Here is a 26020-nt window from a genome sequence, read left to right as displayed (position 1 = left end):
TCATGGTGCCGCATAAAGCCACCGCCCTGTGTTCACCTCTTCATCTGTGGAGCTAGGAAATGTCCATTGCCCGTTTTTCACCCTTTGAGCTGCTGCTGTTAAAGAGCCGCAGCCAAGTGGATACGGCAACCCTGCTGCTGTTGGCCTGGGTGCTGGTGCACCGCCAACACGTCTCGGAAGGTCAGCGGCGGCGCCGTTTGGCCCAGGTGACCGCGCAGTTTCGCCACGGGCATGAGCTTGGCCCGGTGATGAGCATTGCCCATAGCCAAGACCTGCAGGCGATCCAACTAGCCGCAGAGGTCGTTCGCAAAGAGTGCGGCACAGAACGTAGCCTGAGCGTTATTCATCAAGCCATTACCGTCGCCACCGATGACGGCGAGCTGTCGCTGGCCAACCACTATATTTTGCGCTTTTTGGCTGATTTGCTCGGCGTTACACCGATGACCTTAAACACCCTGTTTAAGGAACTCACCGGCACCCCGCTTGGCAACCCCGAAGACCCTAGCCGCGATGTCTACTGGCAAACTCACGATCCAGATTACCATGCTCGCAAAGCACGCGAGGCTGAAGCCGCTGAGCAGCAGCACCAACAGGCCAACGCACGGGCCGAACAACAGCAGCGAAAGAAAGAGCAGCGCCACAAACAGAAGCAGCAAAAACAGCAGGAGAAGCAGCAGCGCCAGGAGCAGGCTCGCCAGGCGCGAGAACAGGAACAGCAGCGCCAGCGGGAACAGACACGCCAACAGGAGCAGGAACGGCAAAGGCAGCAACAGCAGCGCGAACAGGCCGAACGCGAACAACGCCGCTCTCGCGATCACTCTTCTCAGCAACGTTCTCGCCAGCAAGACTCTCGTCAACAGCATCGCCAACAGCGCGCTTCACCGCCACCACCCGACCGCACCACGCGTGCGCTTTCGGTGCTGGGTCTCACCCCAGGAGCTACCCGGATAGAGGTTCGCCACGCTTATCGGCGGATGGCGCAGCTCCACCATCCGGATCGCTTCTATTCGGAAAGCGAACAACAGGTCGCCTTGGCTTCAGCGCGATTTCAGCGTATTAAAAACGCCTATGATTATTTGATGCAAACTTACTAAGAGCATGTAAAGCTAGAGGTTTCGCGCTATGCGCTGGGCCACGAGAATCAAGCCCTATGAGAATCAAGTCCTATGAGCAACAAGTCCCAAGAGAAACAATAGCCCCTTATGCGCGATTTGTACCAGCGCCTCGCGGTTTCCCCCGAGGCCAACGAACAAGAAATAAGTCAAGCCGTTGCTAGCTGCCAGCATAGCGCGCTACGTCAGGATGCCGAGGCGGTTTTCACGGTTGCCGAACGCCGCGAAACCTACGACACGCTGCATGACACCGTCAGCGATATCGGCAAGCTACGAGCGCGCCTGGGACTCAGCCACGGTGCCCACTGGCAGGGCGATGTCGCCAACGACTTTTCGCTGCCTCCGGATCACGCCATTTCCCGTCACGACGAACTGGTCGACCGCGTTAGCCACGCGGTCTCACTGTATAACCGCTGGCGTCGTTTACGCGGGCCATGGCTACTCATCGCCGTGTTCGCCGCCGGTGCTGGCATAGGAATCGCTCTGGGGCTTGCCCTGTGCCTGGGGCTTTTGCCGATGTGACGCAGCACGATTAGCCGTCTCATCATGCTTACGCGTCTGCTCATCCTGGCGAATCTCGGCTTTTGTCGGGCGCGGTGCGGGCTTCGGCGGTGCAGGTTTCTTATGATCTTCGGGGTTTGCATCACCTGTTTGCGTCACCTCCCCCTTGCCCTGCTCATTCTCAGACGAGCCATTTTCTTGCCCGGCTTGCTCTTGCGAGCCCTCTTCTAAAGAGAACGAAGTACCCGCGGTGGCCTCCATGAGGTCTTCGGCACGCGCTTCCATACTGACACTCAGACGCGGCACGCCCAGGTCAATCTCTTGTGCTTCCATACGCTGCTTCAGCAATAGGTTAAACGCCCGCGAGACATCCCACTGCATCTCCGGCGCGGTGCGAAAGCGCATGCGTAAAATGGGGCAGCCATCTTCAAAGCCCTGAACGCCCTGCATTTCCAGCGGCGACCAGATGTAGTGGCGCATCATCGGGTCGCGGCGCAGTTCCTGGGCGGTCTCCTGCATCAGCGTAATCGCATCGTCGATTTTCATATCAAACGGAATGCGGATACGCATCAGCGCAATGCCGAACTGGCGGGACATGTTATGAATCGACTGAATACGACTGAAGGTGATGATATGCACAATCCCATCCAAATCGCGCAGCCGCACGGTGCGCAACGTCAGCCCCTCGACCGTGCCCATATGGTTATTGATCTGTACAAAGTCATCTACCGCTAGCGAATCTTCGATCAAAATAAAAATACCGGTAATCAAATCCTGCACTAACGTTTGCGCACCAAAGCCAATCGCCAAACCGATCACACCGGCACCGGCCAGCAATGGTGTAACGTTGACGCCCAAATTGGCCAACCCGGCGATAACGGCAATAATCAGGATTGTGACAAAAATCACGTTACGAATCATCGGCGTAATAGTTTGCGCTCGAGCCTGATTGACCCGTCGCCCGCGTGAGCGTGCCGACGATGTAAGCGCCCGCTGAATAGCAGTGTCCGCAAAAATCCACACCAGCCACGCCAACAACACTGTGGCGCCAAGACTGACTAGCGCTTGCCCAATACGGGCACTAGCGACTGCTTGCTGACCCAGGCCAAAGAACGAACTGCCCCACACTTGCATCGAGAGCTCGGCAAACACCATCCATGCGAAAATATGCGCGAGAACAAAGCCGAAACGCTCCAAACGTTTACGGTACTGGCTCTGGCGGTGTCGGTGGCGACGCTTGCCCATCCGTTCAGCCTGGCGGCGCAACAATCCAGTGACCACCAGCGTTAGCACCAGCAGGCTGGCTGAAATAATCGAGCGCGCCAGGGCGGTGCCCACATCACCGACAGTAATAAATATCGCCAGCAGCGAACCACTCACCAGAAGCAGCGCGGGTATGTGCCATAGCCCCCCCAGCGAGCGAATCATCTCGACGGCAGTACTGGCATCACGGCGCTGCTTAAACGGCCGGTTGCAAATCAAATGGCGTACGGGCCGTTTGAATTTGATAATAAACCGCGCCGCGAGCAGCGCTGCTAGCATATTTGAAAGCACCGACACTAGGCTCGATAGCTCGCTGCCGAGCATTTCGACCAAGCGTGAGGAGTTGACCGCATCGCCAAGTGCAATCAAGGCACCAATCACAAACAGCCCGCGCAGCGCGCGCTGTTGAAGCAGTTGAACCGCGGTAAAACGGTGGCCACGGCTAAAGAACGCGATGACCGTTTCAAACACCACCGAGAGCGCACGACCACACACGCAAATGTAGGCCACCACCAGTACCAGCGTTCGCCCAGGGCTATCGGGCAGCACTTGTCCGATACCCAACGTAATGGCAAACGACAATGCCCAGGGCAACATACGGCGCAAGAAGTGCACCGCCATCAACCAGCCCTTTGGATCCCTGGGTAGATCCAGCGGCCACTCCCGTCGAGTGGCCACCATACGTCCAAAGGCAATCATTACTACCAGCAGCACGCCCCAAATAAAGGCCAGCACGGCGCCCTCGGCAACTGCCCGCACCGCCTCGCCCTGGTCGGCATCATCGTTAAGCGCGCGCATATCCTCTACGCCCTGAACCAATTGACGTGACCACTGATCAACTGGCGAGTCGCCGGATTGGGCCTGATCCCCCAAGTCACTTAACGTATCGGCGAGTGCGCCCAGCAGCCCTTGATGCACGACCCCTTCATCTTCGCTGGCAGCGCCGGCAGTGACCTGCAACTCACGTAGCGATTTAAGCAACTCGGTGCGCTGCTGCTCATTTTCGAGCATGGTGATGACGTCATTTAGCGACTGCTGAAACTCTTCGCCACTGACCTCGGCCGTTTGCTCTTCGGAACTGCTGCTCAGCCCGGGTAGCGACACCGTTTGCGCCTGAGCCTGGGTTATTGCCATGCTCGTCACTGCTAGGCTTGCCAAGACAAGCAAGACAAAACCTATGAACGATTTAATTAACCAGTGCTGTCGCACGCCTCACTCCTGAAAATTAGCTTTGATGGCGTCCTGCATATCGTTTGCCGCCGCTACGGTTTACTGAAACCACTGATACGCTCAGTCTCAACGCGTGACTATGATAGGCTGGTGGCTTAAACGTTCACCTCAAGGATGCCGAGATGACGCTTCAAGCTCCACCTAATCGCTTAAATAGCCACGGGAAAATCCGGCAAGTTGGCGTCGAAATTGAATTCGCTGGCCTGCCGCCCCGAGACACGGCAATGATCGTACGTGAGCTGTTTGGCGGGGAGCTTAACGTGGTAAGCCCCCATCGGCTACTAGTTGAAGATACCCGTTGGGGTGAATTTGGGATTGAGCTGGACACCCAGTACGCGCACCCCGACAAGTCGCTGGTCGATGACCTTCACGCAGAAGACAGCGAGTGGGCGCGACATCAGCATCAACGGCGAATCGAGTTTCACCAAAAAACCCGCGAACTGATTGGTGATATGGTCACCGGCCTGGTACCTACCGAAATTGTTTGCCCACCGATACCTTGGAATGAGCTGGAAGATTTAGACGCGCTGTTTGAAGCACTGCGTAAGCGTGGCGCTAAGGGCACCGATGCCAGCCTGTTGTATGGGTTTGGGTTGCACCTAAACCCTGAAGCGGAGCGCTTTGACGTTGACTACTTACTCGCCATGCTGCGCGCTTACCTGCTACTGGCTGGCTGGCTGCGCGACGAAATCAAAGTCGATATTACCCGTGAGATGCTGCCCCATGCCAATCCATTCCATAAAGCTTATGCGCTAAAAGTACTGGATAGCCGCTATTCGCCTGATCTGGATACACTGATTGACGACTACTTGCACCACAATCCGACGCGCAATCGCGAGCTGGATATGCTGCCGCTATTTGCCTATCTACGTCCCGACCACTCTCATGAATTGCTGCATACGCAGCTTACCAAGCCGCGCCCCACCTTTCACTACCGCTTACCCAATGCTCAGCTTTCCCAGCCGGGGTGGGGCTCAGTGACTGAGTGGAATCGCTGGGTGGAAGTTGAGAAACTTGCCGCTAATTCTGAGGTGTTGCTTGCTCGCTGCGCTAAGTATATCGCCGACCATAACCGACCGATGCTGACCCGGGTAAAAGAGAAGCTGGTTCGCTGGCTTCGTCGTAAGCGCTAATTTTTAAAGCGCCCAATGTTGCATCTTTCATTTTCTGTCACAGTGAGTAACTACCCGCATGACTCGGCCGCTTATCGGAATTACTACCTCTGACAAAAAAAGCCACTTAGCGTGGTGGTTTGATTGGTTCGCCGTCTGGCGGCATGGCGGCAAACCGTTGCGTTTATCACCTTCGCGCGCGCAGCCGGAAAGTCTGGACGGCTTGATCATTGGCGGCGGCGACGATATCCAGGCCCACCTATACGGGGGCGAAGTGCAGCTGGATGTTCGTTTAGACCCCGCACGGGATGAGCTGGAGCTAGCCCTACTTGAACGCTTTATTCCTCTACATACACCGGTGCTGGGTATTTGCCGGGGGGCGCAATTAATCAATGTGCATCTTGGTGGCACTCTGGATCCGGATATCTACACCACCCATGAAGGGCTAAAACGGCGACGCACCGTTCTGCCGCGCAAAACCGTTGATATCGTGGGAGCGAGTAAGCTGCACCGCCTGCTAGGGGTTACCTGGTGCCGAGTTAACAGCCTGCATCATCAAGCCGTTTATCAGGCGGGCAGAGGGATTGAAATCGTTGCACGCGACAGAGATGGATTAGTGCAGGGCATTGAGTCACGGGAGCACGACTTCTTGATTGGCGTGCAGTGGCATCCGGAGTGGCTGATTTTCAATCGCCCCCAGCAGCGCTTGATTCGCGCGCTGGTGAGGGCGTCAAAACGACATGCTAAACGGCGAGGCTAGCAGTACGAATTAGCCCAACACCGCTAAGGCAGCTTCGTAATCAGGCTCGTTCTTCAACTCGCTCACCAGCTCGCTGTGCAGCACCCGGTTGTCGGCATCCAGCACGACGACTGCACGGGCGCAAAGGCCTTCCATAGGGTTGTTGCACAATGCCACGCCCCAGGCTTCACGAAACTCGGGGTGGCGGAAAGTAGACAGTGTTTCGACGTTATCCAACCCTTCGGCGCCACAAAAGCGTTTGGCCGCAAAGGGTAAGTCCGCTGAGACAACCAATACCACGGTATCAGCAAGGTTAGACGCCAGCTCGTTGAAGTGGCGCGTGGACATGGCACAGGTGGGCGTATCCACACTGGGGATGATATTGAGCACCTTACGCTTGCCTGCGTACGTGTCGAGGGTAACGTCTTGCAAATCGGTGTTGGTCAGCGTCATTTCAGGTGCCGCCTGCCCTTTTGCGGGCAAAGTGCCAGCCACATCCAGCGGTTCGCCTGCGCGGGTAATCTGTTGCATTATTGTCTCCTTATGACGTTAATAATTGATGCGTTCTTACCAGCTCGTTCTTACCAACTCGTTCTTACCAACTGAGAAGCCATGGTAGGCTATCTTCACGCCTTTGCGCTCTTCCTGAAAGGCCTTTGTTCAATGTTTGCGTTTCATCCTACCGAGGGAGTGATATGGCCTGCGTATTAATCGTTAAAACCGGCGACGCTTTTCCGGAAGTTGCCGACCAGCATGGTGATTTTGAAACGCTATTTATAAAGCAGCTTAGCACTGCGCTACCTGCGCATTTAGAATTACAGGTGTGGGATGCGACCCGGCAACCCAGCGCTCCTGAGCTTAATACACTCGCGGGTATTGTGATTACGGGCTCGCACAGCATGGTCAGCGAGGCCGAACCCTGGAGCGAAGCGCTTAAGCCGTGGCTGCAAGATGCATTGGCAAGCGACACGCCGATGCTAGGCGTTTGCTATGGTCACCAGTTAATGGCCGCCGCTTTTGGTGGCGTGAGCGACTACCATCCGGCGGGCCGCGAATCCGGCACACGCACCGTGCGGCTAACTCAAGCAGGCCAAAAAGACCCGCTGTTTAGCCAACTACCGGAAAGCTTTGCCGCCCACCTGACCCACGCCCAGTCGGTGATGCAGGCGCCTCAAGGTTGCACGGTGCTGGCCCATAACAGCCACGACGCCCATCAGGCGCTGCGCTACGGCCCGCGTCAGTGGAGCGTGCAGTTTCACCCCGAGTTTACTGCGCCGGTGATGCGTGCATACCTTGAACGCCAACGCGTTGCCCTACGCGACCAAGGCGAAGAGCCGGATACCCTACTGGCAAACATTGCCGACTGCCACGATGCCTCGAGCATACTGCGGCGCTTTTTGGCGTTTTTATAGCCGACTACCTCCGCTGATCGCGCCGCGAGGCTAAGCGATCCGCCAGGCGCGTTGGCTCAGGTAGCTTAGTACGCCCTAAGCAGCGCAGCACCCAGGTCAGCGAGGTTTCAAGCGTGATGCGGTGCCCAGGCGATACGTACACAGGTTTGACCTTGGTGCGGGAGCGCAAAACGGCACCAATGGTTTCCTGCCCCGCGTAGAGCGGCACCCAGTCGCCACGCTGCTCACCCACCTCAGCATGCTGGCCATATAGGCGTGACTTGGCAATGCCAATGGTGGGCAAATCCAGCCATAGCCCTAGGTGAGCCGCCACGCCTAACCGGCGTGGGTGCGCAATCCCCTGACCATCGACCATCACCAGCTCAGGCATCACGCTGAGTTTTTCAAACGCTTCAAGCGCAGCGGGGATTTCTCGAAACGAAAGCAAACCGGGAATGTACGGCATTCGGGTGGGCTCGCGATGAACCACCTGCTCCACCACGCTTAAATCAGGTGCAGTGGCAGAGTCCCATTTCAATACCACCACCGCTGCCCGGGTGATTTCACCGCCCTCTTCGAACCCAATATCCACCCCGGCGATATGCGTTATCGGCGCCAGGCGATCAGTTAGCTCCAAGCGCTTTGCCAGTTGCGACTGCAGCATCCTCGCCTCTCGCGGAGCCAAACTCCATTCGTGCAGTGGTGCGGACATGGTTTCCTCCTTGAAACGGTTAATGATGAATAAGGTAGCAAAAAAACGCCCCCGCACCAGTAAAGGTGCGGGGGCGTTGAGATGTCCTCAGTTGCCGCTTGGCGGCAGCTGATTAATCCTTATGCGCGTTCGCGACGACGAACCGGCGCATCGCCTTCGTCACGACGACGGCGCGGGGCGCGCTCAGCCGGTGCGCTGTCTTCGCTGATTTCCAGCGGACGGCCAGCCACACGGGCACGGGCCATCTTGGTCAGAATCGTCGAGGGCAAGCCGCTCGGCAGTTCGACCACAGAGAAAGCGTTGCGAATATCGATACGACCGATACGCGCGCCTTCAATGCCCCCTTCGTTGGCGAGGGCACCAACTAGTTGACCAGGCTTGACGCCATCTTTATGGCCAACCGATACGCGGTAGCGTGTCATGCCTTCAGTCGGCGCGCCAGTGCGTTCGCGGCGTGCACCCGGTTTACCACCAGACGCACCTTCACGCATGGGCTTCTCTTTGCGCGGCGCCTGTAGGCGACCGATAGGCGCTTCGTCAGCGCGAGCCATCGCGGCAAACGCACAGGTCAGCTCGATCGGGTCATGGCCCTCTTCGATCAGACGCTCAATCAGCGCACGCTGCTCTTCTGCACCCTTGGTCAGGGAGGCAGTGACACGCTGATAGAAGACGTCATCGCGGTGGGCACGAATAGCGGCTTCGTCAGGCAGCGGCATTTCGGTCATTTTCTGACCAGTCGCCTGCTCCATCCAGCCGACTTTGCGGCCTTCACGGAAGCCAGCAAAGGTAATCGCGATACCGCTACGACCCGCACGACCGGTACGACCGATACGGTGCGTGTAAGCTTCTGCATCCTGAGGCAGATCGTAGTTGATAACGTGAGTGATGCGCGACACGTCAAGACCACGGGCAGCTACATCGGTAGCGATCAGCACGTCTACTTTGCCGCGCTTCAAGCGTGTAATAGTGCGCTCACGCAGGCTCTGATCAAGATCACCCGATAGGCCAGCGGCGTTAACGCCACGAGCAGTCAACTGCTCAACGAGCGTGGTACAAGCTGCACGGGTACGCACAAAGACGATGGCCCCATCGACCGGCTCGACCTCAAGAATGCGCGAAAGCGCTTCAAGCTTAGCGCCGCCATCAACGCGCACGATGCGCTGTTCGATGTTTTCGCCGGTCGTGGTGCCCGACTCAATCGCGACTTTCACCGGGTTAACCAAGTAGCGGTTAACGATGCGCTCGATTTCAGTCGGCAGTGTTGCCGAGAAGAACACACGCTGAGCATCTTTCGGGGTATCGGCAACCACGCGTTTTACGTCGTCGATAAAGCCCATGCGCAACATTTCATCAGCTTCGTCCAGCACCAGGGCGGAGAGGCCATCAAGCTTCAGACTACCGCGATCCAGGTGATCGATAATACGGCCTGGGGTACCGACAACCACTTGCGCACCACGCTTCAGGGCACCTAGCTGTTCACGGTACTCTTGGCCGCCACATAGGGTCGCAACTTCGATACCTTTGAGGTTTTGGCCATACTTACTAAACGAGGCAGCTACTTGCTGAGCAAGCTCGCGGGTTGGTGCCATTACCAACACCTGCGGCTCGCGGCGAGTTAGTTCTAAACGTGACAGTAACGGTAATGCAAACGCTGCGGTTTTGCCGGTACCCGTCTGGGCCTGGCCCAGCATATCGCGGCCTTCAAGCAGCGCAGGAATGGTTTGCGCCTGAATCGGCGAGGGAACTAGGTAGCCCTGTGATTCAACAGCAGACAGAACGGCAGGCAAAAGAGCCAGATCGCCGAAGCTCGGCGAGGCGACAGAAGTCGAGGTCATTAATCACACCTTGGTAGGCCGGCAAGTACCGGCAAAAAACATCATAAGCGTCTCTGACTCAGTCATCGTACAACGACATAAAGTGTGGTCATCGTCGATAACAGGCACCGCCATAGCGGTCAAAGCCATCAGTGGAGTCGGAGACGCCGGTCGCACCTAGCATCCGGTTGGCAAACAACGCATTAGCGGGCCAACCGTTGTGGCGACCTTCTGCGCCGATTTCACCCGTGTGGTGAAATACTGGAGGCGCGCCATCTACACAGCAATGAACATCTAGCAATTGGCGAGATGTTCCCGCAAGCGACACTACATATAACTATCAACATCTACTCATTAATAACTATGCAGTTAAACGCTTACCGTCGTGATGGAGGGGTCAACACATGCGAGGAGGGCGCATCCTACCATTGCATTTGGCGTCTGACCAGTACTTTTAACTTACACCACATTGGAACAAGGACTTGCACTCATGCACATATGGTCTAACCTGGAAAGTGCCTAATCAAGTTCACTATTCTCAAGGAGCGACGCAATGAACTGGGATCAAATCGAAGGCAAATGGAAAGAGATGAAGGGCAAAGCACGTTCTAGCTGGGGCGAGCTTACCGACGATGAATTGGATCAGATCGGTGGTAAGAAAGATCAGCTGGTGGGCAAGCTTCAGCAAAAGTATGGCCTTGAGCGCGAAGAAGCAGAGCGCCAAGCCGATGACTGGGCTGACAAGCAGTAGCATTTTTACTGCACCTTCAATGCTCTGTTTCCGTTTTAAGTAGGTCGGCGATTTTATCCGCACTCAATAGGCGGCCTACCCTCTATCGTAGCCACATGGAGAGATGCTATGCGTAAGACGACTTTAACAAAGACGATCCTGACTAACGCTATCGGCACGGCCTTACTGGGCAGCGTCGCCATGAGCGCCAATGCATCCAACGAACCCCAAGGCATGTATTCTGCCGATGATATTCTCGATGCAGAAGTCTATTTTGCCGGCGGTTCCGGTGAAGAGATTGGCGACGTCGATGACATCCTGTTTGATGAAGAGATGCGCATTACCGCGATTGTGATCGAAAGCGGTTCAGTATTGGGCCTCGGTGGTCGCGAGATCGTTGTGGATACCGATTACTTCACCCTCGAAACCGAAACGGAAGCCGACGGTGATACAGAACATCGCATCATGGTCGAAGCCAGCCAGGAAGAGGTAGAAGGTTTCCCCGCTTATAACAACGAGTGGTGGGAACAGACCAAAGCGAACGCTCGCGACGCTTGGCAAACCACACAAGAAGGCGCTGAAAGCGCTTGGCAGCGTACCCGTGAAGCGTTAGATATCGATGATAATGGTTAACGATGATTTGCAGCGTTTAGGAATATCCTAGCGCTAGCCAAAAATCGTAACGCTATTAAAAAGGGCCACCCAATTGGGCGGCCCTTTTTTGATGGGCTTATTTGATGGGCATCGCTTGGCGATACCCGACCTATTTATACCTCTCTACTAGCCTGTTTACGCCGTACCCCCTTGCCCGGCAAACGCTCGCGGTCATGGGGCCGCTGAAAATCGAGCAGTGGACCTGCTGGCACAATCCGCGTCGGGTTAATTGTGTCGTGGCTATAATAGTAGTGGCGTTTGATGTGATCCATATTGACGGTCTCAGCCACCCCGGGCCACTGATAGATTTCCCTCACGTAATTGGCAAGGTTGGGATAATCCTCAATGCGCTTAAAATTGCATTTGAAATGACCATAGTAAACCGCATCAAAACGGATCAGCGTCGTAAACAGACGGATATCTGCTTCGGTTAACCACTCTCCTGCTAGGTAACGATGTTCGGCCAAACGCGCTTCCATACGCTCTAGCGCGTCAAACAGTGCCTTCACATGCTTCTCATAAACCGCCTGCTCAGTGGCAAAGCCTGATTTATAGACACCGTTATTAATATGGTCGTAGACATCGGCGTTTACATCATCAATGACGCCACGCAGGTCTTCTGGGTAAAAATCCAAATCATTGCCGGTCAACTCATCAAACGCATGGTTAAACATACGCAATAGATCCGCAGACTCATTATTTACGATGGCGCTGCGCTGCTTGTCCCATAGCACGGGCACGGTGACACGACCGGTATAGTGTGGGTCGGTCATGGTATACAGCTGGTGGTGAAAGTCGACGCCGTTAATGGGGTCGCCGCTGGCACCTTCGTCCTGGTTGTACGTCCAGCCTTGGTCGAGCATTAAGGGGCTAACATGGGAAGTGCCGATCATTGGCTCCAGCCCTTTCAGCTTACGCATAATCAGCGCTCGATGCGCCCAGGGGCAGGCGAGCGAGACATATAAATGGTAACGCTCTTTTTCCGCTGGGTAGCAGTCACCCTCTGTTTCGGGCTGGTCACCCACCCAATCGCGTAACTGAGCGGATTCGCGTACAAACTCGCCGCCGTGTTTTTTGGTGTCATACCACTGATCTTGCCATTTGCCGTTTACAAGCAATCCCATGAGGCGTCTCCTGAAAAGTCTTTTGGGGTCTTATATCGCGTTACTTTTTTCAGCATACGCCCGCTTTAGGGAGGCTCAAGCGGATGTTTTACGGCCTTTCATTCGAGTCAGTCGAATCATGCAGCGCGCACTCGCTTACCACAGCTTGTTTCAGAGCGGCGGCCATCGCATGGGCCGCAGGCCCTGCCCGATCACGGTCGCGAAATATCATCTGAATCGGCACTTCACGAATACCGCCCGCTGGCAGGGGCAGCGGCTTTAATTGACCGCTTTTTAACTCATCAGCAATGCGGGTTTCCGGCATCCAGGCAAAGCCTAGACCACGCCTTAGCATATCCAGCGAGGTGTTTAGGTGACTGACGGTCCAGCGTTGTTCAGCTTTTAACCAGCCAGCGTTAGTTGATTGGCGCAGTGCTGAATCACGCACTACCAGCTGCCGATGCTGGGCCAAATCGCGCAGATCCAACGAGCGACCCAACTGGTGCAGCGCATGCTGGGGATGCGCCACCGCAACAAAACGCACGGTTACTAACGGCTCGCCCAAGAAGCCCTGCGCCTCAATCCCGGAGACCACCAAGTCTGCGCGGCCATCGTAAAGCATTTCAATGCCACCATTGAGCACACTTTCGTGTAACTGAACACGTACCTGGGGGAATGTCTCAGAAAAGCGTTCTAACGCTTTGGCTTGGGCGGCGGCAGGAAACACCTGATCGATTGCCAACACCACTTCTGCTTCTAAGCCCGCGGCCAGCCGGGTAGCGACATCTTCCAGTGACGCCGCGCTCTCTATTAATTGACGCGCACGCCGAAGCAGCAGCTCGCCCGCTTCAGTTAAACGCACTTGTCGGCCAATGGGCTCCAACACCTGGACACCTAACTGCTCTTCTAACTTATGAACGGCATGGTTCAATGTGGAGGGGCTTTTATGTACCGCCTCTGCCGCACGCGCAAACCCACCGTGGTCAACCACGGCAGCCAGCATTTGCCATTGTGAAAGTGTTACCCGGGACATTTCGATTTCCTCAACGCAATACAGCGAAACAATGCGCTTAATGTTCGAAAAAACTTGTGTTCGAAAACATGGCTAGGATGCCAGGAAACAGCCAACACTTCCGCCCATGCTTGTAAAATGCTTAAGATTAGCGGCTAGCGGCAGAAAAATATTCGACACAGGTTATATTTGAGTTTTTAAAAACATAGTTTTCGTCTATAGTGCACTCAGAATATTTAGTTAGCACGCTCTATTGGTTACATTTGTTAGCAAACGGTGTTTATAAATAGTAATCTCTATCTATTGTTACCATTTTTGTATTTAATTACATTTTATGTATAGATATACAGTCTATGCACTCCTGCCTTCATGGGGTATGGTTTCCGGGTTTATTCACTTTATAGTTACTTTTAATCACGAACTCGGCGGTCCATTTACCCATGTTGCGAATCCTCCATTCGCTGCCCCGTACGCATAAATTATTACTGTTACCCGTGGCCACAATGGTCACAGTGCTGGGCACACAAAAATTATTGACGACATACCAAGATTTAAATCAAATAAACACACCGCTTGAAAGCGTGCTGGTACCGCTTCCAAGCGACTCTACTCCGGGTGTTCCTTCCCTGCGTCAGGAACGCACTCCGGTGGCAGAAGCGATCGACCGCGCCTCACGTGCCCTCGACGCTACCCGCGAAAATATCCCCCTCAGTGAACTCACCGCAACCGAGATCGTTGATCTTGACGTCATTTCTAGTGCGGAAGCCGATATATCTAGTGCGGAAGTCGATATAGCAGACCAACCTGTTTTGGGCAGCGATACCGCAGTACTGAACACCACAACGCTAGCCAGTAGCGGTATTGATGACGGCGCGCTGCATATGGCGATTGTACTGGGAACGATATCCAGTGGCATGCTGGATGTAGATGACTCCTCCTCCGTGGAAATAGCCGATGCCACTTCTTATGAGGACTACGGGGTTGAGCTATTTGATGATATCTCTTTCCTGGAATTAGAGCTGGCGGCAGAAGAGCCGTTTGTACCTGAATGGGAAACACATATTGTCGAATCCGGCGAAACGTTTGCCGTACTGGCGCAGAATGAACTAGGCCTTGGCTACAGCGAAGTGATGGCCCTACTGGAAGATTTACCCGACCAGCGCATGTTAACTAATTGGCGCGCCGGGCATAGTTTCGATTACCAGTTAGATGAAGATGGGCGCTTGCTATCGCTGCGGATGATGAAAAACACCCGCGATGGCATTTTGTTGGAGAAAGATGCAGACCACTTTGCCATTACCACTATAGAGCGCCAGGGCGAACCTGTTCAGCGTCTCTATGCAGGTAGCGTCAGCGGTAGTTTTGCACGCTCCGCCCAGGCAACAGGCTTGAACAGCGGCTCGGTAACGGAACTAACAAAGCTGCTCGAAAAGAAACTCGATTTTAGGCGTGACAGCCGCCGCGGTGATCGCTTCCAGGTTCTAGTCGAATCAGACATGATCGATGGGGAAACGCTTGATTCTCGCGTACTCGCGGTGCAATACGACGGCGAACGCATGGACTTAACCGTAGTGCGCAATGCCAACGACGATAATTTCTATACCCCTGAGGGCGGAAGTTTGGATCCCGCCTTTGCCCGCCACCCGTTTGAAGGCAGCTATCGGTTAAGCTCAGGTTTCAATCCACGCCGGAAGCACCCGGTGACTGGCCGCATTAGCCCCCATAACGGCACCGACTTTGCTATGCCCATTGGCACGCCGGTAACGGCTCCCGCCAATGGTGTTGTTGAGCGCGTCAGCAACCATCACGCCGCAGGACGCTATATTGTCGTCCGTCATGACAATGGCTACCGGACGCGCTACCTGCACCTCTCCCGCCCGCTGGTGAAGCAAGGTGAACACGTGACCATGGGAGAGCGTATTGCCTTGTCAGGTAACACAGGCCGGAGCACCGGTCCACATCTGCATTATGAAGTCATCGTTAACAATTCGCCGGTGAATGCGATGACCGTTCCCTTACCCGAGAACACCAGTTTGAGCGGCGACACGCTTATTGCGTTCCAGAACCAAGCAGCGCCAATATTAGCCACACTGGAAAGCGGCGAAACAGGGCCGGTTAGCGTGGCTAATTATCAGCAGGAAAGCGACGACTAGCGACCGCTTTATAGCCACCGGAAACTCAAACGCAAAACACCGCCACTAGGCGGTGTTTTGCATTGGCTTACGATGGTTATTCGTCATCTACAGTGGATTTAGTATTAACCAGCACATTTCTCACGGTTCAGACACAAACCACCAAGCCAACTGTCTGTTGTGGGAGGCCGCTTACAGCGGTAGTCCGACACTTCGGCGAAGGGTACCGAAGGTACCCCGATGTTGTCAGGCTGGCAGCCTAAACGGTCGCGAGCTAAAGCACCCTCCCACAGGTTAACTGTCAGGCTGTCAGAAATAATTCCACACTGAATGACGAAGAACCCTTACGATATTTTCACCTATCTAAACTGACCGCTGCAGTGCGGCCAGTAGCGCTGCATCACGGCGGTAGATATCAGGCCTAAACTCCACTTCACCTTCCGCATTCGGCCACGCGGTTAAATAATGCAGTGCAATGGGTATACGCTGGGATAAGTTCACATTACGATCACTCCCCCCATTTAACAGCGAACTCATTTGGTAACGACTGCCGGTATCTTGCAGCAGCATTTGCGCCAGCTCAGCCACACCTTCAACCCGAATACAACCTGAACTGAGTGCACGCTGATCGCGCCGGAACAAGCCACGCGCAGGGGTGTCGTGCAAATAGATCATGTCATCGTTGGGAAACCGCACCACGACGCGACCTAGCGGATTACCCGCACCCGCCACTTGGCGCAACATAACGCCGCCAGGGCGCTGCCAGTCGATCTCCTCTGCAGCGAGCGGTTCGCCCATGGGACTAATCACCTGGATATTTTTACGCGCCAAGTAGTCGATATCGGCACGCACCTGGGGCAATACATCCTCGCGCATAATCGTCGGTGGGATTGTCCAGGAAGGATTAATGGTTAAATGGCTGATCGTGGAATGGATAATCGGCGTCTCACGACGCGGCGTTCCTACCACTACACGGGCATCCCAGTGCTGTCCGTTAGGACGCACGTAGTGCATCCGGTAGCCTGCAATATCAACCCATACCCGTGGCTCGGAAGACTGCATCGGGCGGATCCACCGCGCGCGTTCTAAATTGACCCGCAGCTGATCGATTCGCGACGCCACCGAGGTATTCAACGCCAGGCGAGTTTGTTCGCCTACCACACCATCCTCCTGCAGCAGATGACGGCGCTGAAAACGTCTCACAGCGGCTTCCAGCGGTGCGTCAAAGGTGCGCCGATTAGACGCCGCCTGTACCCCAATCATGGGATAAGCACTGCTGTCAGCTACCTGTAAATCAGCCTCACCCCACAGCGCTAACCGTTGACGCAGCACGCTCACATCGTCGTCTTCATCCCCAGGCCGAAGCGACTCATCCCGCGCGTCCAGGTAGGGCACGCTCCCCAAGTTAACTAGCTGATAATGCTGCTTCAAAGCGTCGCGCAACTGTTGATATGCCGCTGATGAAGGCCGGGCCAGCGCGATAGCGTTATCAAGCGCATAATCATCGACGGCATGCACAACGCGCATCAGAGAGTAGCTACGTTCAGGGCGTGGCGCATCCCACTGGGGCTCAACATCTCTCGGGTTCACCTTGCCGCGCTCTAGATGATCCAGCGCCAGCAGTAGCGACCGCGTCGCTTTAATATCAAACGCCGCCTGGGCGGATTCACTGCTTGCCTGACTGCGCTGAAACTCATCAAGCAGCCTGTCAGCATGGTAATCCTCGGGCGTTAAACCGTCGGTTTCCAAGCTGTTGAGTGCGGCAACCAGTGATTCCACCGCCCTGACTGCCTGCCAAGCGGGCTGACCGTCGCGCAGTTGGTAAAATTCAGCAATGGGTAACGGGTGCGCTTCCACCGCGCTTACTTGTTGATTCAGCGCCTGTTGCAATGGCGCTGAATCCGCATACGCATGGCTAATGCCTAAAGGGCTGTGGGTAAGCGTGAGACATAGAGCGACCCCTATCGCCCATTGTCTTAGTGGCTGTATCTCGTTCATCGCCCTCTCCTTGCGTTACTATAGTCTTCCACATCACCGACCCTGTTTTTTTATCTTAGTCGGCTAATCTTCATAATGACTGATATTGCTTTAAGGATCGACTTTTATGGCTCTGCGTTTAAATGTTGCCACGTTATTATTTTCTCTACCTTTTACATTATTTACATTACCGCTACACGCTGCCAGTTTCTTTGCCCAAGTTGATTCAACGCCGCCCCGCGGCATACTGCCTTTACACCATCAGCTGCAGCAGCTCGCCCCTCAGGCGTCTCCCGATGCGCTGCGTTTAGCCGCTCAAGCCCTTAACTGCGCAGAACCCAATGCCGAGCGCTTGGCGGTGATCGATTACTCCTTACCGTCTACCGAGCCGCGCATGTGGGTATTTGATTTGCACCAGCATAAGTTACTCTTCGAAGAGCTTGTCTCCCACGGCCAAGGTTCCGGCGACGCCCAAGCAGAGACGTTTTCCAACACCCCCGACAGCCACCAATCCAGCATCGGCCTATTTCGCACCATGAACAGCTATTACGGCCGCAACGGCTATTCGCTTCGCTTGGAGGGGCTTGAACCTAACGTTAATGACTTGGCGTTTGAGCGCGCTATTGTGATCCACGGCGCTGACTATGTAAGCGATGCCTTTATCACCCAAACGGGAAGACTCGGACGCAGCCATGGCTGCCCAGCAGTGCGTGAAGACGTCACGTACCCGCTAATAAACAGCTTGAAAGAAGATCAGTACGTTTTCGCTTATTATCCCGATGCCGAGTGGCTGGCCACTTCCGCATTTTTAGGCTGCACGGCCGCCGCGGCACAGCTTGCCCAGCGCTAATGTGGGGCTTTTAGTCAAGGTGAGCGTTAACAACCTCAGTCTCGCAGGCAATTGACAGCTCAATTTCATCATTTACGGCCGTTAGATCAAGCGTAGAGGGGAACCCTCTGCAATACTTCGTGACAAATTAACACAAAGCATTGCTATCTGCCGTAGGTGTCTCTGCCATGTTCACCTTTATTCACCCGTATCAAAAAATTCGTCGCCTGGAGCAGGAAGTTGCCGAGTTACGCACTCAGCTTGACGCTGCCACCCCCAGTTGCCGCCTGTTAAGCCTGATGAAACCAGCACAATCCATTGGCATGCTTCAGGCGAGAGGCGCGGATATGCTGGCTGCGCTAAACAGCGGCATTCAGGAATACGCCGACCAGCTTGCCGGTGAGCGCGCGACCCTGACGGAGACTAGTAATTTAATCGCCGCTGCTGAACTAGCAGTTAATACCCTTGATCAGCGCTGCCTCGACACTACGCATGCCGAAGCATTGCCCCCGTTAGTGCTAGCCAAAACCTTACATACCCTAAGCCAATTGCAGGTTGCCCTCGCACGTAATGCGGGCCACGCCCAAGCGTTAGCAGTTAGCACGGCGCTTGAAACGGCCCATAGCCAAGGTCTACTGGGTAGCGCTGACGCCGCTGCCCAGGAAGCGCCAGGGTTGGCAGCCATTGCTGACGACGTTCACCGCTTAGCACTTAATATGCACCAATTGAGCCACCAGCTCAGTCTTCTGATGGAGCAAATTAATAGCCAGGTAAGAGAGCACTCCCAAGCCGTATTGAAAAAGCGTTTGGCCGACGATGAGATTGCCCACTCGGCACAAACAGCTAAACAGACAGTGGGCCAGCTTGCTGACCAGGCTCAGCATATGCATAAGGTCATTCATCACAGCGCCACCGCTGCTTTTTTACACTCGGCTAAGCTTGATCATGCGGTGTGGAAATGCCGACTTTATAAGCAGCTACTGTCTGCTAATACAGACACCCTGCTAGAAGATCATCACCAATGCCGTTTGGGCCGTTGGCATCAACACGGTGAAGGCCACCAACGCTATGCTCGCACCGATGCTTATCGAGCGCTGGCCGCACCCCATCGCCGCATGCACGAAAGCGGTGCCGAAGCACTGAAGTTTGCCCGCTTGGGCGACCGCAATGGCCAACTGGCTGCCTTAGGTGTAATGGAAGAAGCCAGCCAGCAGCTCGCCCTGCAGTTGGACAACCTCATGGAGCACGCCATATTTGAGGCGCCATACTCAACCAACCATCACTCACCGCTCGCGGGTGCGCCTTAAATAAACCCAGTGCGCTAAATAGCCTTTCGTCTTATCTCGCCGCCTATGCCATGCTGGTGTCACTGGAACCGATTTCCTCACCAGCTGCAATGGGAAAAGCATATGGCAAAGGTCAAAAAGCTAGACCTCGCGTTACAAGGCGGCGGCGCCCACGGGGCTTATACCTGGGGTGTCATTGACTGCCTGCTGGCAGATGACCGAATTGAAATTGAGGGTATCAGTGGTACCAGCGCCGGTGCGATGAACGGCGTAGTAATGGCCGATGCACTAACAAGAGGCGATAAAGAGACCGCACGGCAAGCACTGCACGAATTTTGGCAAGCGGTAAGTCGTGCGGGTATGGCCAGCCCTATCCGCCGTTCCCCCATGGATATATTAACCGGCAACTGGAGCCTGGATCACTCGCCCGGTTTTATTGCGATGGATCTGTTAAGCCGGGTGGCCTCCCCCTATCAACTCAACCCGCTCAACATAAATCCGCTGCGCGATATCGTGGCCGATCACATTGATTTTGAGCGAGTGAGACAATGCCAACAACTTAAGCTGTTTGTGGCGGCGACTAACGTACGCACGGGGAAACAGCGGGTGTTCCGCCGTGAAGAGATGAGCGTTGAAGCGGTAATGGCCTCCGCTTGCTTGCCCTTTATGTTTCAAGCGGTGGAGATCGACGGCGAAGCGTATTGGGATGGTGGCTACATGGGTAATCCGGCGCTATTCCCACTCATGGAGGAGTGCAGCGCAAGGGATATTCTGCTGATACAAATCAACCCGATCAGCCGTAACGAAGTCCCCACTTCAGCCTCGGCCATTATGAACCGCCTCAACGAGATAACCTTTAATTCAGCACTGATTAAAGAGATCCGCATGATAGCCCTGCTAAAGCACGCCCTCGATGAACAAGGCATCGAAAACTGCTACCAACAGGCGTTGTTCCACCGCATCAGCGGCGAGCAGGCGCTTGAGGGGCTCTCTGTCTCGAGTAAATCCAATTCCGAGTGGCCTTTTCTATGCCATCTATTTGAACAGGGCCAAGCCGCCGCTGAACGCTGGCTAAGCGAGCACTTTGAGGCCATCGGTAACCACTCCACCCTTGATATTGATGCCGTCTATTTACATGAATAATAGCTACATGATCGGCTCACGCATCACACCCCTCTAGCACCAAGATGCCGCAAAACAGTCGCTGCATGCCCAATCATGCAGCATAGCCTTGATCACTTGTCGCTAAAACTCACAACAAAAATAAATTAAGATGCTGATTTTTAGAAATAAATATTCAATTGGCAAACTACCTGCATAACTCCTACCAGTGGTGGTAGGCGTGGACCAGGCCCAGCTGGGTACGAGTGCGTCGAACCTGACCTTCAACGATGAAGGCATGTTCTCGTCAATTGTTTGCGTAACGCGCTAACTCGTTTGCGTTGCGTAGCGATCAACTCGTTTTATGCCCCGTGAGGCCATCCCATGGACATACGCAATAAAGCCAACCGCATTCGGTTATTTAACTTCTCTACCCCTCAGATGCGAGCTTTCCACTTCTCATGGTTCGCGTTTCATATCTGTTTCTTCGGCTGGTTCGGCATCGCCCCCCTCATGGCGATCGTTCGTGAAGATCTTTCACTAACCCAAACACAAATCGGCAATACGATTATTGCTTCGGTGGCGATCACGGTGATTGTGCGCCTAGCGATTGGCGTGCTATGTGACCGTATCGGTCCGCGTAAAACCTATACCGGGCTACTGCTGCTGGGCGCTATCCCGGTGATGGGCATTGGCTTGGCCGACAGTTTTGAAACCTTTCTATTGGCGCGCCTGGCCATTGGAGCTATTGGCGCCTCCTTCGTGATTACCCAGTACCACACGTCGATGATGTTCGCCCCCAATGTGGTCGGCACCGCCAATGCAACTAGCGCGGGTTGGGGCAACTTGGGTGGCGGCACGACGCAAATTCTGATGCCCCTGATCTTCTCTGGCATGCTGATGCTGGGCGTTAATGAAGCCTTTGGCTGGCGCTTGGCGATGATGGTGCCTGGCGTAGTGATGTTCTTCACCGGCATTGGCTACTGGTTCTTCACCCAGGATGCGCCCAACGGTAATTTCAGCGATCTACGTGCACGGGGTGAACTGCCTGAAGCTTCAGGCGAAAATGGTGCCGCGCAAAGCTTTCTAGCCGCCGCCAAGGATATTCGTGTTTGGGCGCTGTTCGTTGTCTATGGTCTCTGCTTTGGCGTGGAACTGACGATCAACAATATCGCCGCCATCTACTTCTTCGATAAATTTGACCTTACCCTGGCCACAGCGGGTCTGATCGCTGGTTTGTTCGGGTTAATGAACATTTTTGCGCGTACTCTTGGCGGCGTCTTCTCGGATCTTTTCGCTAAGCAAGGGGGGCTAAAAGGTCGCGTTCGCTGGCTGTTTATTGCCTTGGTTTGCGAAGGTATTGCGCTGGTGGCGTTCTCGCAGATGCACGTCTTGAGCCTCGCAATTGGCATCATGCTAGTGTTCAGTCTATTTGTGCAGATGGCTGAAGGCGCTACCTACGGTGTTGTCCCCTTTATTAACAAAAAAGCTTTGGGAGCTGTCGCAGGGATTGTTGGCGCTGGCGGTAACGTGGGCGCTGTAGGCGCAGCCTTTCTGTTCCGCAGCGAAAGCCTGACCTATCAGCAAGGTCTGTTCTATTTAGGCCTTACGGTACTGATCCTGGCTTCATGTGTGTTGCTGGTACGCTTTAGCGATGCTACCGAAGCAGAAGAGGCTAAAGCGTATAGCGACGCAGTAGGTGATGATGTAGGCGCGGGCGCTCTGTCGTTACGTTAAACGCTTTCCAGTACACTCGCGTACACTCCCATCCAGCTACTTAGCAGTATGGGAGTGTATTCATTTAGGGTTATTCGTCATCTAATGTGGATTTAATAGTAACCGGCACATTTTGTGCTTCACGGTTCAGACAGAAACCACCAAGCCAACTGTCTGTTGTGGGAGGCCGCTTCCAGCGGTGGTCCGACACTTCGGCGAAGGGTACCGAAGGTACCCCGGTGTTGTCAGGCTGGCAGCCTAAACGGTCGCGAGCTAAAGCTACCTCCCACAGGTCAGCTGTCAGGCTGACAGAAATAATTCCATACCGAATGACGAAGAGCCTCATTTAGGTGGCAAGCCACTAAGGAACTTTCTATGTCTTCAGCGCAGCAACTGCTCTTAACCGCCATTCGTTGCGATATCGACAACCTTACTCACCTTGCCACCACCGTCGATATTGTTGGCGACATCAGTCGCTTTATTCATATGCTCCAGCGTGAACGGGGCGCATCGACGATTTACCTGGTTTCCCAGGGGCAACGTTTCAAAACCCGCCGCGATACCTACCGGCAGCACAGCCAGCAAGCCGAAACATTAATGCGCCAACGGCTGGAAGCGCTCAGCGAGGAGGCCCGTCCCCAGGCCGCCGCGCGCTTACTGCGCCGGATCGCCGCCGTTTGGTATGCGCTTGACGAACTTGGCGCCCTTCGCCAAGCCATTGACACCTTTGCAATCACGCCCGATGCGGCGACTCAGGCCTTTAACCAGCTGACCAGCGGACTGCTATCCATTGTATTTGAGGCCGCTGACACCTCTATCGATCCCGACATCACCCGTACGCTAGTAGCCATTTTCCACTTGATGCAGGGCAAAGAGTTGGCGGGTCAGGAGCGCGCCTGCGGCGCCTTTGGCTTCACCCATGGTCACTTCGACGAGCCCCACCGCGCCTTGCTAAACCAGCTAATGACGGATCAACAGCGCTGCTTTGACACTTTTGTAGAGTTTGCGACCCCCGAAGCGCAGCAGGCATGGCAAAAAGAGCTGTCAACGCGCACGCTCTCAGGTATTTGCCACCTGCGTGATATCGCCTGCCAGCGCTCGTCGGCAACGCAATCCCCGCCCAAAGAGACACCTGATAAGCTGGGTGAAACCTGGTACGAATTGACGACTCTGCGTATCGACTCAATGAAAATGGTGGAAGATGCGCTAATCTCACAGCTGAGCGTGCTTTGCCACCGCAAAATTGCTCAAGCCGAGGATGCTTTAGAGAAAGCTAAAACGCAGCCTTATACGTATGCACCGGCTCCGTGCGAACAGCTGCTGGCGCTTAATGATGGGCAACCGTTAGGTGATTTGACCGCCAACGCCTTAACCTCACCATTAGGTCGCTCTCTGATTGAGCTCACCCAGGCACAGGCCAGTCGCTTACAGGGGCTTAGCGATGAACTCGAAAATACCCGCAAAGCGCTAAGAGAACGCAAACTGATTGAACGCGCCAAGGGCCTGATCATGGCTCATCAGGAAATGAGCGAAGAGGAGGCCTACCGCTTTCTGCGTAAAACCTCGATGGATCAAAGCAAAAGCATGGCGGATATGGCCCAAGCTATTCTCGATCTCTCCGCAATGCTAAAACGTAAAGATGCTAAAGCGTAAAGTAGATGGGGTTCCCGTTAGCCGTCAGTTAGCAGCACAGTATCAAGCTGGTTAAGCCTATATTTGCAGTATGCTGTCACCTTAGCCATGCTAAAAGCTCACTTGACTGACCAAGCAAGGAGCGCACCCCCATGCAACACCGCGTGCTATTAATCACCGGCGCATCTAGCGGTATTGGCGCAGCCACCGCCCGTGCAGCCGCGCGTGAAGGCTATAAGTTAGTACTCGCTGCACGTTCTAGCGACAAGCTCACCGCACTGGCGCAAGAGCTAGGGCCGGAAAACGTGCTGACCTGCGGGCTGGACGTGACCAATATGGAACAGCAGCAGGCCATGGTTGAGCAAGCACTGGAAACCTTTGGCCGTCTGGATGGCATTTTTGCCAACGCTGGTCGTGGTGGCTCGCCCGGCGGCTTTAGTGAAGCCGACCACGAAGCATGGCGTGAGATGATTCTCACCAATATCTATGGGGTGGGCCTCACTATTCAAGCTTGTTTGCCCGCCCTTAAACGCAGCAAAGGCCATGTATTGCTCACCGGCTCAGCGGCAGGCCGCACGACCATCCCAGGCTCTATGTATAGCGCGACCAAATGGGCGGTAACGGGCATCGGCTATAACCTTCGTGAAGAACTCCGTGGCACTGGCATGCGCGTGACGCTGATTGAACCAGGGATGGTCGACACCCCCTTTTTTGATGAACCGCCGGCCCATGCCCTCGAAGATCGCGACATCGCCAATGCAGTGGTGTATGCGCTTGCTCAGCCTGCCCATGTAGACGTCAATGAAATCCTTATTCGCCCCACACCGCCGCTTGAGTGAGGATTAGCACTACTCCAATGTACACCTAAGCAGGCAACACCTTGCAATTCATCTGCACTGGCCGCATAACGTGTAATTACCAAGCGCGCTAAGTAATTTTTCACGCTACGCGCCCACGAATTAATTTGCAGGTGACCCATGAGCCAACTAGCTTCCACGGCACTTTCCGTCCTCGATCTGGCACCTATTCGCCAGGGCGGCAGTGCCGCAGAGACCTTCCGGGATAGTGTCGCCTTGGCGCAATTAACCGAGCGGCTAGGCTATACCCGTTACTGGCTCGCCGAACACCACAATATTGCCGGCATTGCCAGTGCAGCCACCGCTGTTCTGATTGGCCACATAGCGGGGCAAACATCCACCATCCGCGTGGGCAGCGGTGGGATTATGCTGCCTAACCACCCGCCGCTAGTGATTGCTGAGCAGTTCGGCACCCTGGAAACGCTCTATCCTGGTCGTATTGATCTGGGCTTAGGCCGTGCGCCTGGCTCAGACGGTGCCACCATGCAGGCCATGCGCCGCAACGCCCACGCAGGGGTCGATGATTTTCCACAGCTGCTGAATGAGCTGCGCAGCTACTTAGCCGATGCAGAGCCCCAACAGCGCGTAAAAGCGGTGCCTGGCCAAGGTACCCATGTGCCTATTTGGTTGCTGGGTTCCAGCGGCTACAGCGCGCAGCTGGCGGCTAAACTGGGCTTGCCGTTTGCGTTTGCCGCGCAGTTTGCACCGGGCTATTTATTCGAGGCCCTGCGCTTATACCGTGACAATTTCCGCCCCTCGGAACACCTCGACAAGCCCCACGCCATGGTCGGACTACCCGTGATGGCCGCCGAGAACGACGCGATGGCCCATTACCTGGCCACAACAGCGCAGCAGAAGTTTTTAAACCTTATTCGCGGCAAGCCGACTCAGTCACAGCCGCCGGTTGAGCAGCTCGATTGGTCGCCGATGGAACAGGCCCAAGTCAGCCAATTTTTAGGCGCAGCCATCATTGGCGGGCCAGAGACAGTTAAAGCAGAGCTTGAGGAGTTCCAGGCACGCACGGGTGCCGATGAACTGATGATTAATAGCGATTTTTACAACCACGCCGACCGTCTACGCAGCTACGAGATTGTGGCTGAGGTCGCCCGATAAGCGC

At 54.9% G+C, this 26020-nt stretch carries 23 protein-coding genes; 15 read left to right on the top strand and 8 right to left on the bottom strand.

The genetic code is table 11. The features are described 5' to 3' along the window. Positions 1-59 precede the first annotated feature (59 nt). Together KF947_RS17070 and KF947_RS17065 are read left to right on the top strand one after the other, a co-directional pair. Complete coding sequence (locus KF947_RS17070) at positions 60-1094, top strand: J domain-containing protein (RefSeq protein WP_133731301.1); 1035 nt, start codon at positions 60-62, stop codon at positions 1092-1094. A 108-nt stretch (positions 1095-1202) separates the two neighbouring features. Next, positions 1203-1634, top strand: a complete 432-nt coding sequence (locus KF947_RS17065) for a hypothetical protein (protein ID WP_133731302.1) — start codon at positions 1203-1205, stop codon at positions 1632-1634. Here the strand turns inward: KF947_RS17065 and KF947_RS17060 are convergent. Then, on the bottom strand, positions 1551-4085 hold the full coding sequence (locus KF947_RS17060) for a mechanosensitive ion channel family protein (protein WP_227404597.1): 2535 nt from the start codon (positions 4083-4085) through the stop codon (positions 1551-1553). The two genes, KF947_RS17065 and KF947_RS17060, sit on opposite strands and share 84 nt — an antisense overlap. Before the next feature lie 143 nt (positions 4086-4228). On the opposite strand from KF947_RS17060, the gene KF947_RS17055 reads away from it, so the two are divergent. Continuing rightward, on the top strand, positions 4229-5239 hold the full coding sequence (locus tag KF947_RS17055) for an amidoligase family protein (RefSeq protein ID WP_227404596.1): 1011 nt from the start codon (positions 4229-4231) through the stop codon (positions 5237-5239). A gap of 58 nt (positions 5240-5297) precedes the next feature. Further along, positions 5298-5978: a gamma-glutamyl-gamma-aminobutyrate hydrolase family protein gene (locus tag KF947_RS17050; RefSeq protein ID WP_227404595.1), complete on the top strand. Its 681-nt coding sequence runs from the start codon at positions 5298-5300 to the stop codon at positions 5976-5978. Positions 5979-5987: 9 nt separating this feature from the next. Here the strand turns inward: KF947_RS17050 and tpx are convergent, their stop codons facing one another. After that, positions 5988-6488: a thiol peroxidase gene (gene tpx, locus KF947_RS17045; RefSeq protein ID WP_133731306.1), complete on the bottom strand. Its 501-nt coding sequence runs from the start codon at positions 6486-6488 to the stop codon at positions 5988-5990. A gap of 164 nt (positions 6489-6652) precedes the next feature. On the opposite strand from tpx, the gene KF947_RS17040 reads away from it, so the two are divergent. Further along, entirely contained in the window at positions 6653-7369 is a 717-nt protein-coding gene (locus KF947_RS17040) for a glutamine amidotransferase (protein ID WP_227404594.1), read from the top strand. Between the two features lie 4 nt (positions 7370-7373). On the opposite strand, the gene nfi is transcribed toward KF947_RS17040, so the two are convergent. The 3 genes from nfi to KF947_RS17025 form a co-directional block, all read right to left on the bottom strand. Beyond that, positions 7374-8060 carry a deoxyribonuclease V gene (gene nfi, locus KF947_RS17035; protein WP_227404593.1) on the bottom strand — a complete coding sequence of 229 codons (687 nt, stop codon included), beginning with the start codon at positions 8058-8060 and terminating at the stop codon, positions 7374-7376. 119 nt (positions 8061-8179) lie between these two features. Continuing rightward, positions 8180-9895, bottom strand: coding sequence for a DEAD/DEAH box helicase (locus KF947_RS17030; protein ID WP_227404592.1), 1716 nt, complete (start codon positions 9893-9895; stop codon positions 8180-8182). Positions 9896-9983: 88 nt separating this feature from the next. Next, positions 9984-10175 (bottom strand): hypothetical protein, encoded by a 192-nt coding sequence (locus KF947_RS17025; protein WP_133731310.1) that lies wholly within the window; start codon positions 10173-10175, stop codon positions 9984-9986. Between the two features lie 252 nt (positions 10176-10427). On the opposite strand from KF947_RS17025, the gene KF947_RS17020 reads away from it, so the two are divergent. Further along, a complete protein-coding gene (locus KF947_RS17020) occupies positions 10428-10625 on the top strand; it encodes a CsbD family protein (RefSeq protein ID WP_027959898.1) in 198 nt (65 codons plus the stop codon). Positions 10626-10805: 180 nt separating this feature from the next. Further along, the gene (locus KF947_RS17015) at positions 10806-11237 is read left to right on the top strand and encodes a PRC-barrel domain-containing protein (protein ID WP_133731357.1); all 432 of its coding nucleotides are present in this window, start codon (positions 10806-10808) and stop codon (positions 11235-11237) included. 134 nt (positions 11238-11371) lie between these two features. Here the strand turns inward: KF947_RS17015 and KF947_RS17010 are convergent, their stop codons facing one another. Then, positions 11372-12382 (bottom strand): glutathione S-transferase family protein, encoded by a 1011-nt coding sequence (locus KF947_RS17010; RefSeq protein ID WP_133731311.1) that lies wholly within the window; start codon positions 12380-12382, stop codon positions 11372-11374. Positions 12383-12470: 88 nt separating this feature from the next. Beyond that, positions 12471-13394 carry a LysR family transcriptional regulator gene (locus KF947_RS17005; RefSeq protein ID WP_133731312.1) on the bottom strand — a complete coding sequence of 308 codons (924 nt, stop codon included), beginning with the start codon at positions 13392-13394 and terminating at the stop codon, positions 12471-12473. A 419-nt stretch (positions 13395-13813) separates the two neighbouring features. On the opposite strand from KF947_RS17005, the gene KF947_RS17000 reads away from it, so the two are divergent. Further along, positions 13814-15526: a peptidoglycan DD-metalloendopeptidase family protein gene (locus KF947_RS17000; RefSeq protein ID WP_227404591.1), complete on the top strand. Its 1713-nt coding sequence runs from the start codon at positions 13814-13816 to the stop codon at positions 15524-15526. A gap of 342 nt (positions 15527-15868) precedes the next feature. Here KF947_RS17000 and KF947_RS16995 read toward each other — a convergent pair whose 3' ends face one another. Beyond that, positions 15869-17503, bottom strand: coding sequence for a L,D-transpeptidase family protein (locus tag KF947_RS16995; RefSeq protein WP_227404590.1), 1635 nt, complete (start codon positions 17501-17503; stop codon positions 15869-15871). Between the two features lie 106 nt (positions 17504-17609). Here KF947_RS16995 and KF947_RS16990 point away from each other — a divergent pair, with 106 nt between their 5' ends. The 7 genes from KF947_RS16990 to KF947_RS16960 all read left to right on the top strand — a co-directional run bounded on the left by KF947_RS16990 (position 17610) and on the right by KF947_RS16960 (position 26016). Beyond that, complete coding sequence (locus KF947_RS16990; protein ID WP_133731315.1) at positions 17610-18332, top strand: murein L,D-transpeptidase catalytic domain family protein; 723 nt, start codon at positions 17610-17612, stop codon at positions 18330-18332. Between the two features lie 167 nt (positions 18333-18499). Further along, on the top strand, positions 18500-19618 hold the full coding sequence (locus KF947_RS16985) for a CZB domain-containing protein (protein WP_166650357.1): 1119 nt from the start codon (positions 18500-18502) through the stop codon (positions 19616-19618). Positions 19619-19720: 102 nt separating this feature from the next. Further along, positions 19721-20740 (top strand): patatin-like phospholipase family protein, encoded by a 1020-nt coding sequence (locus KF947_RS16980; RefSeq protein ID WP_227404589.1) that lies wholly within the window; start codon positions 19721-19723, stop codon positions 20738-20740. 342 nt (positions 20741-21082) lie between these two features. Continuing rightward, positions 21083-22435, top strand: coding sequence for a NarK family nitrate/nitrite MFS transporter (locus KF947_RS16975; RefSeq protein WP_223287823.1), 1353 nt, complete (start codon positions 21083-21085; stop codon positions 22433-22435). Positions 22436-22789: 354 nt separating this feature from the next. After that, positions 22790-24067, top strand: coding sequence for a nitrate regulatory protein (locus tag KF947_RS16970; RefSeq protein WP_227404588.1), 1278 nt, complete (start codon positions 22790-22792; stop codon positions 24065-24067). Between the two features lie 131 nt (positions 24068-24198). Then, positions 24199-24885: an SDR family oxidoreductase gene (locus KF947_RS16965; protein ID WP_133731320.1), complete on the top strand. Its 687-nt coding sequence runs from the start codon at positions 24199-24201 to the stop codon at positions 24883-24885. Between the two features lie 138 nt (positions 24886-25023). After that, complete coding sequence (locus KF947_RS16960) at positions 25024-26016, top strand: LLM class flavin-dependent oxidoreductase (protein ID WP_227404587.1); 993 nt, start codon at positions 25024-25026, stop codon at positions 26014-26016. Positions 26017-26020: the final 4 nt, after the last annotated feature.

The sequence above is a fragment of the Halomonas sp. FeN2 genome (genome assembly GCF_020595105.1).
Classification (GTDB): Bacteria; Pseudomonadota; Gammaproteobacteria; order Pseudomonadales; family Halomonadaceae; genus Vreelandella; species Vreelandella neptunia.
The sequence above is the reverse complement of the archived record's forward strand: the minus strand, read 5'-3'. Positions and strand labels throughout refer to the sequence as shown.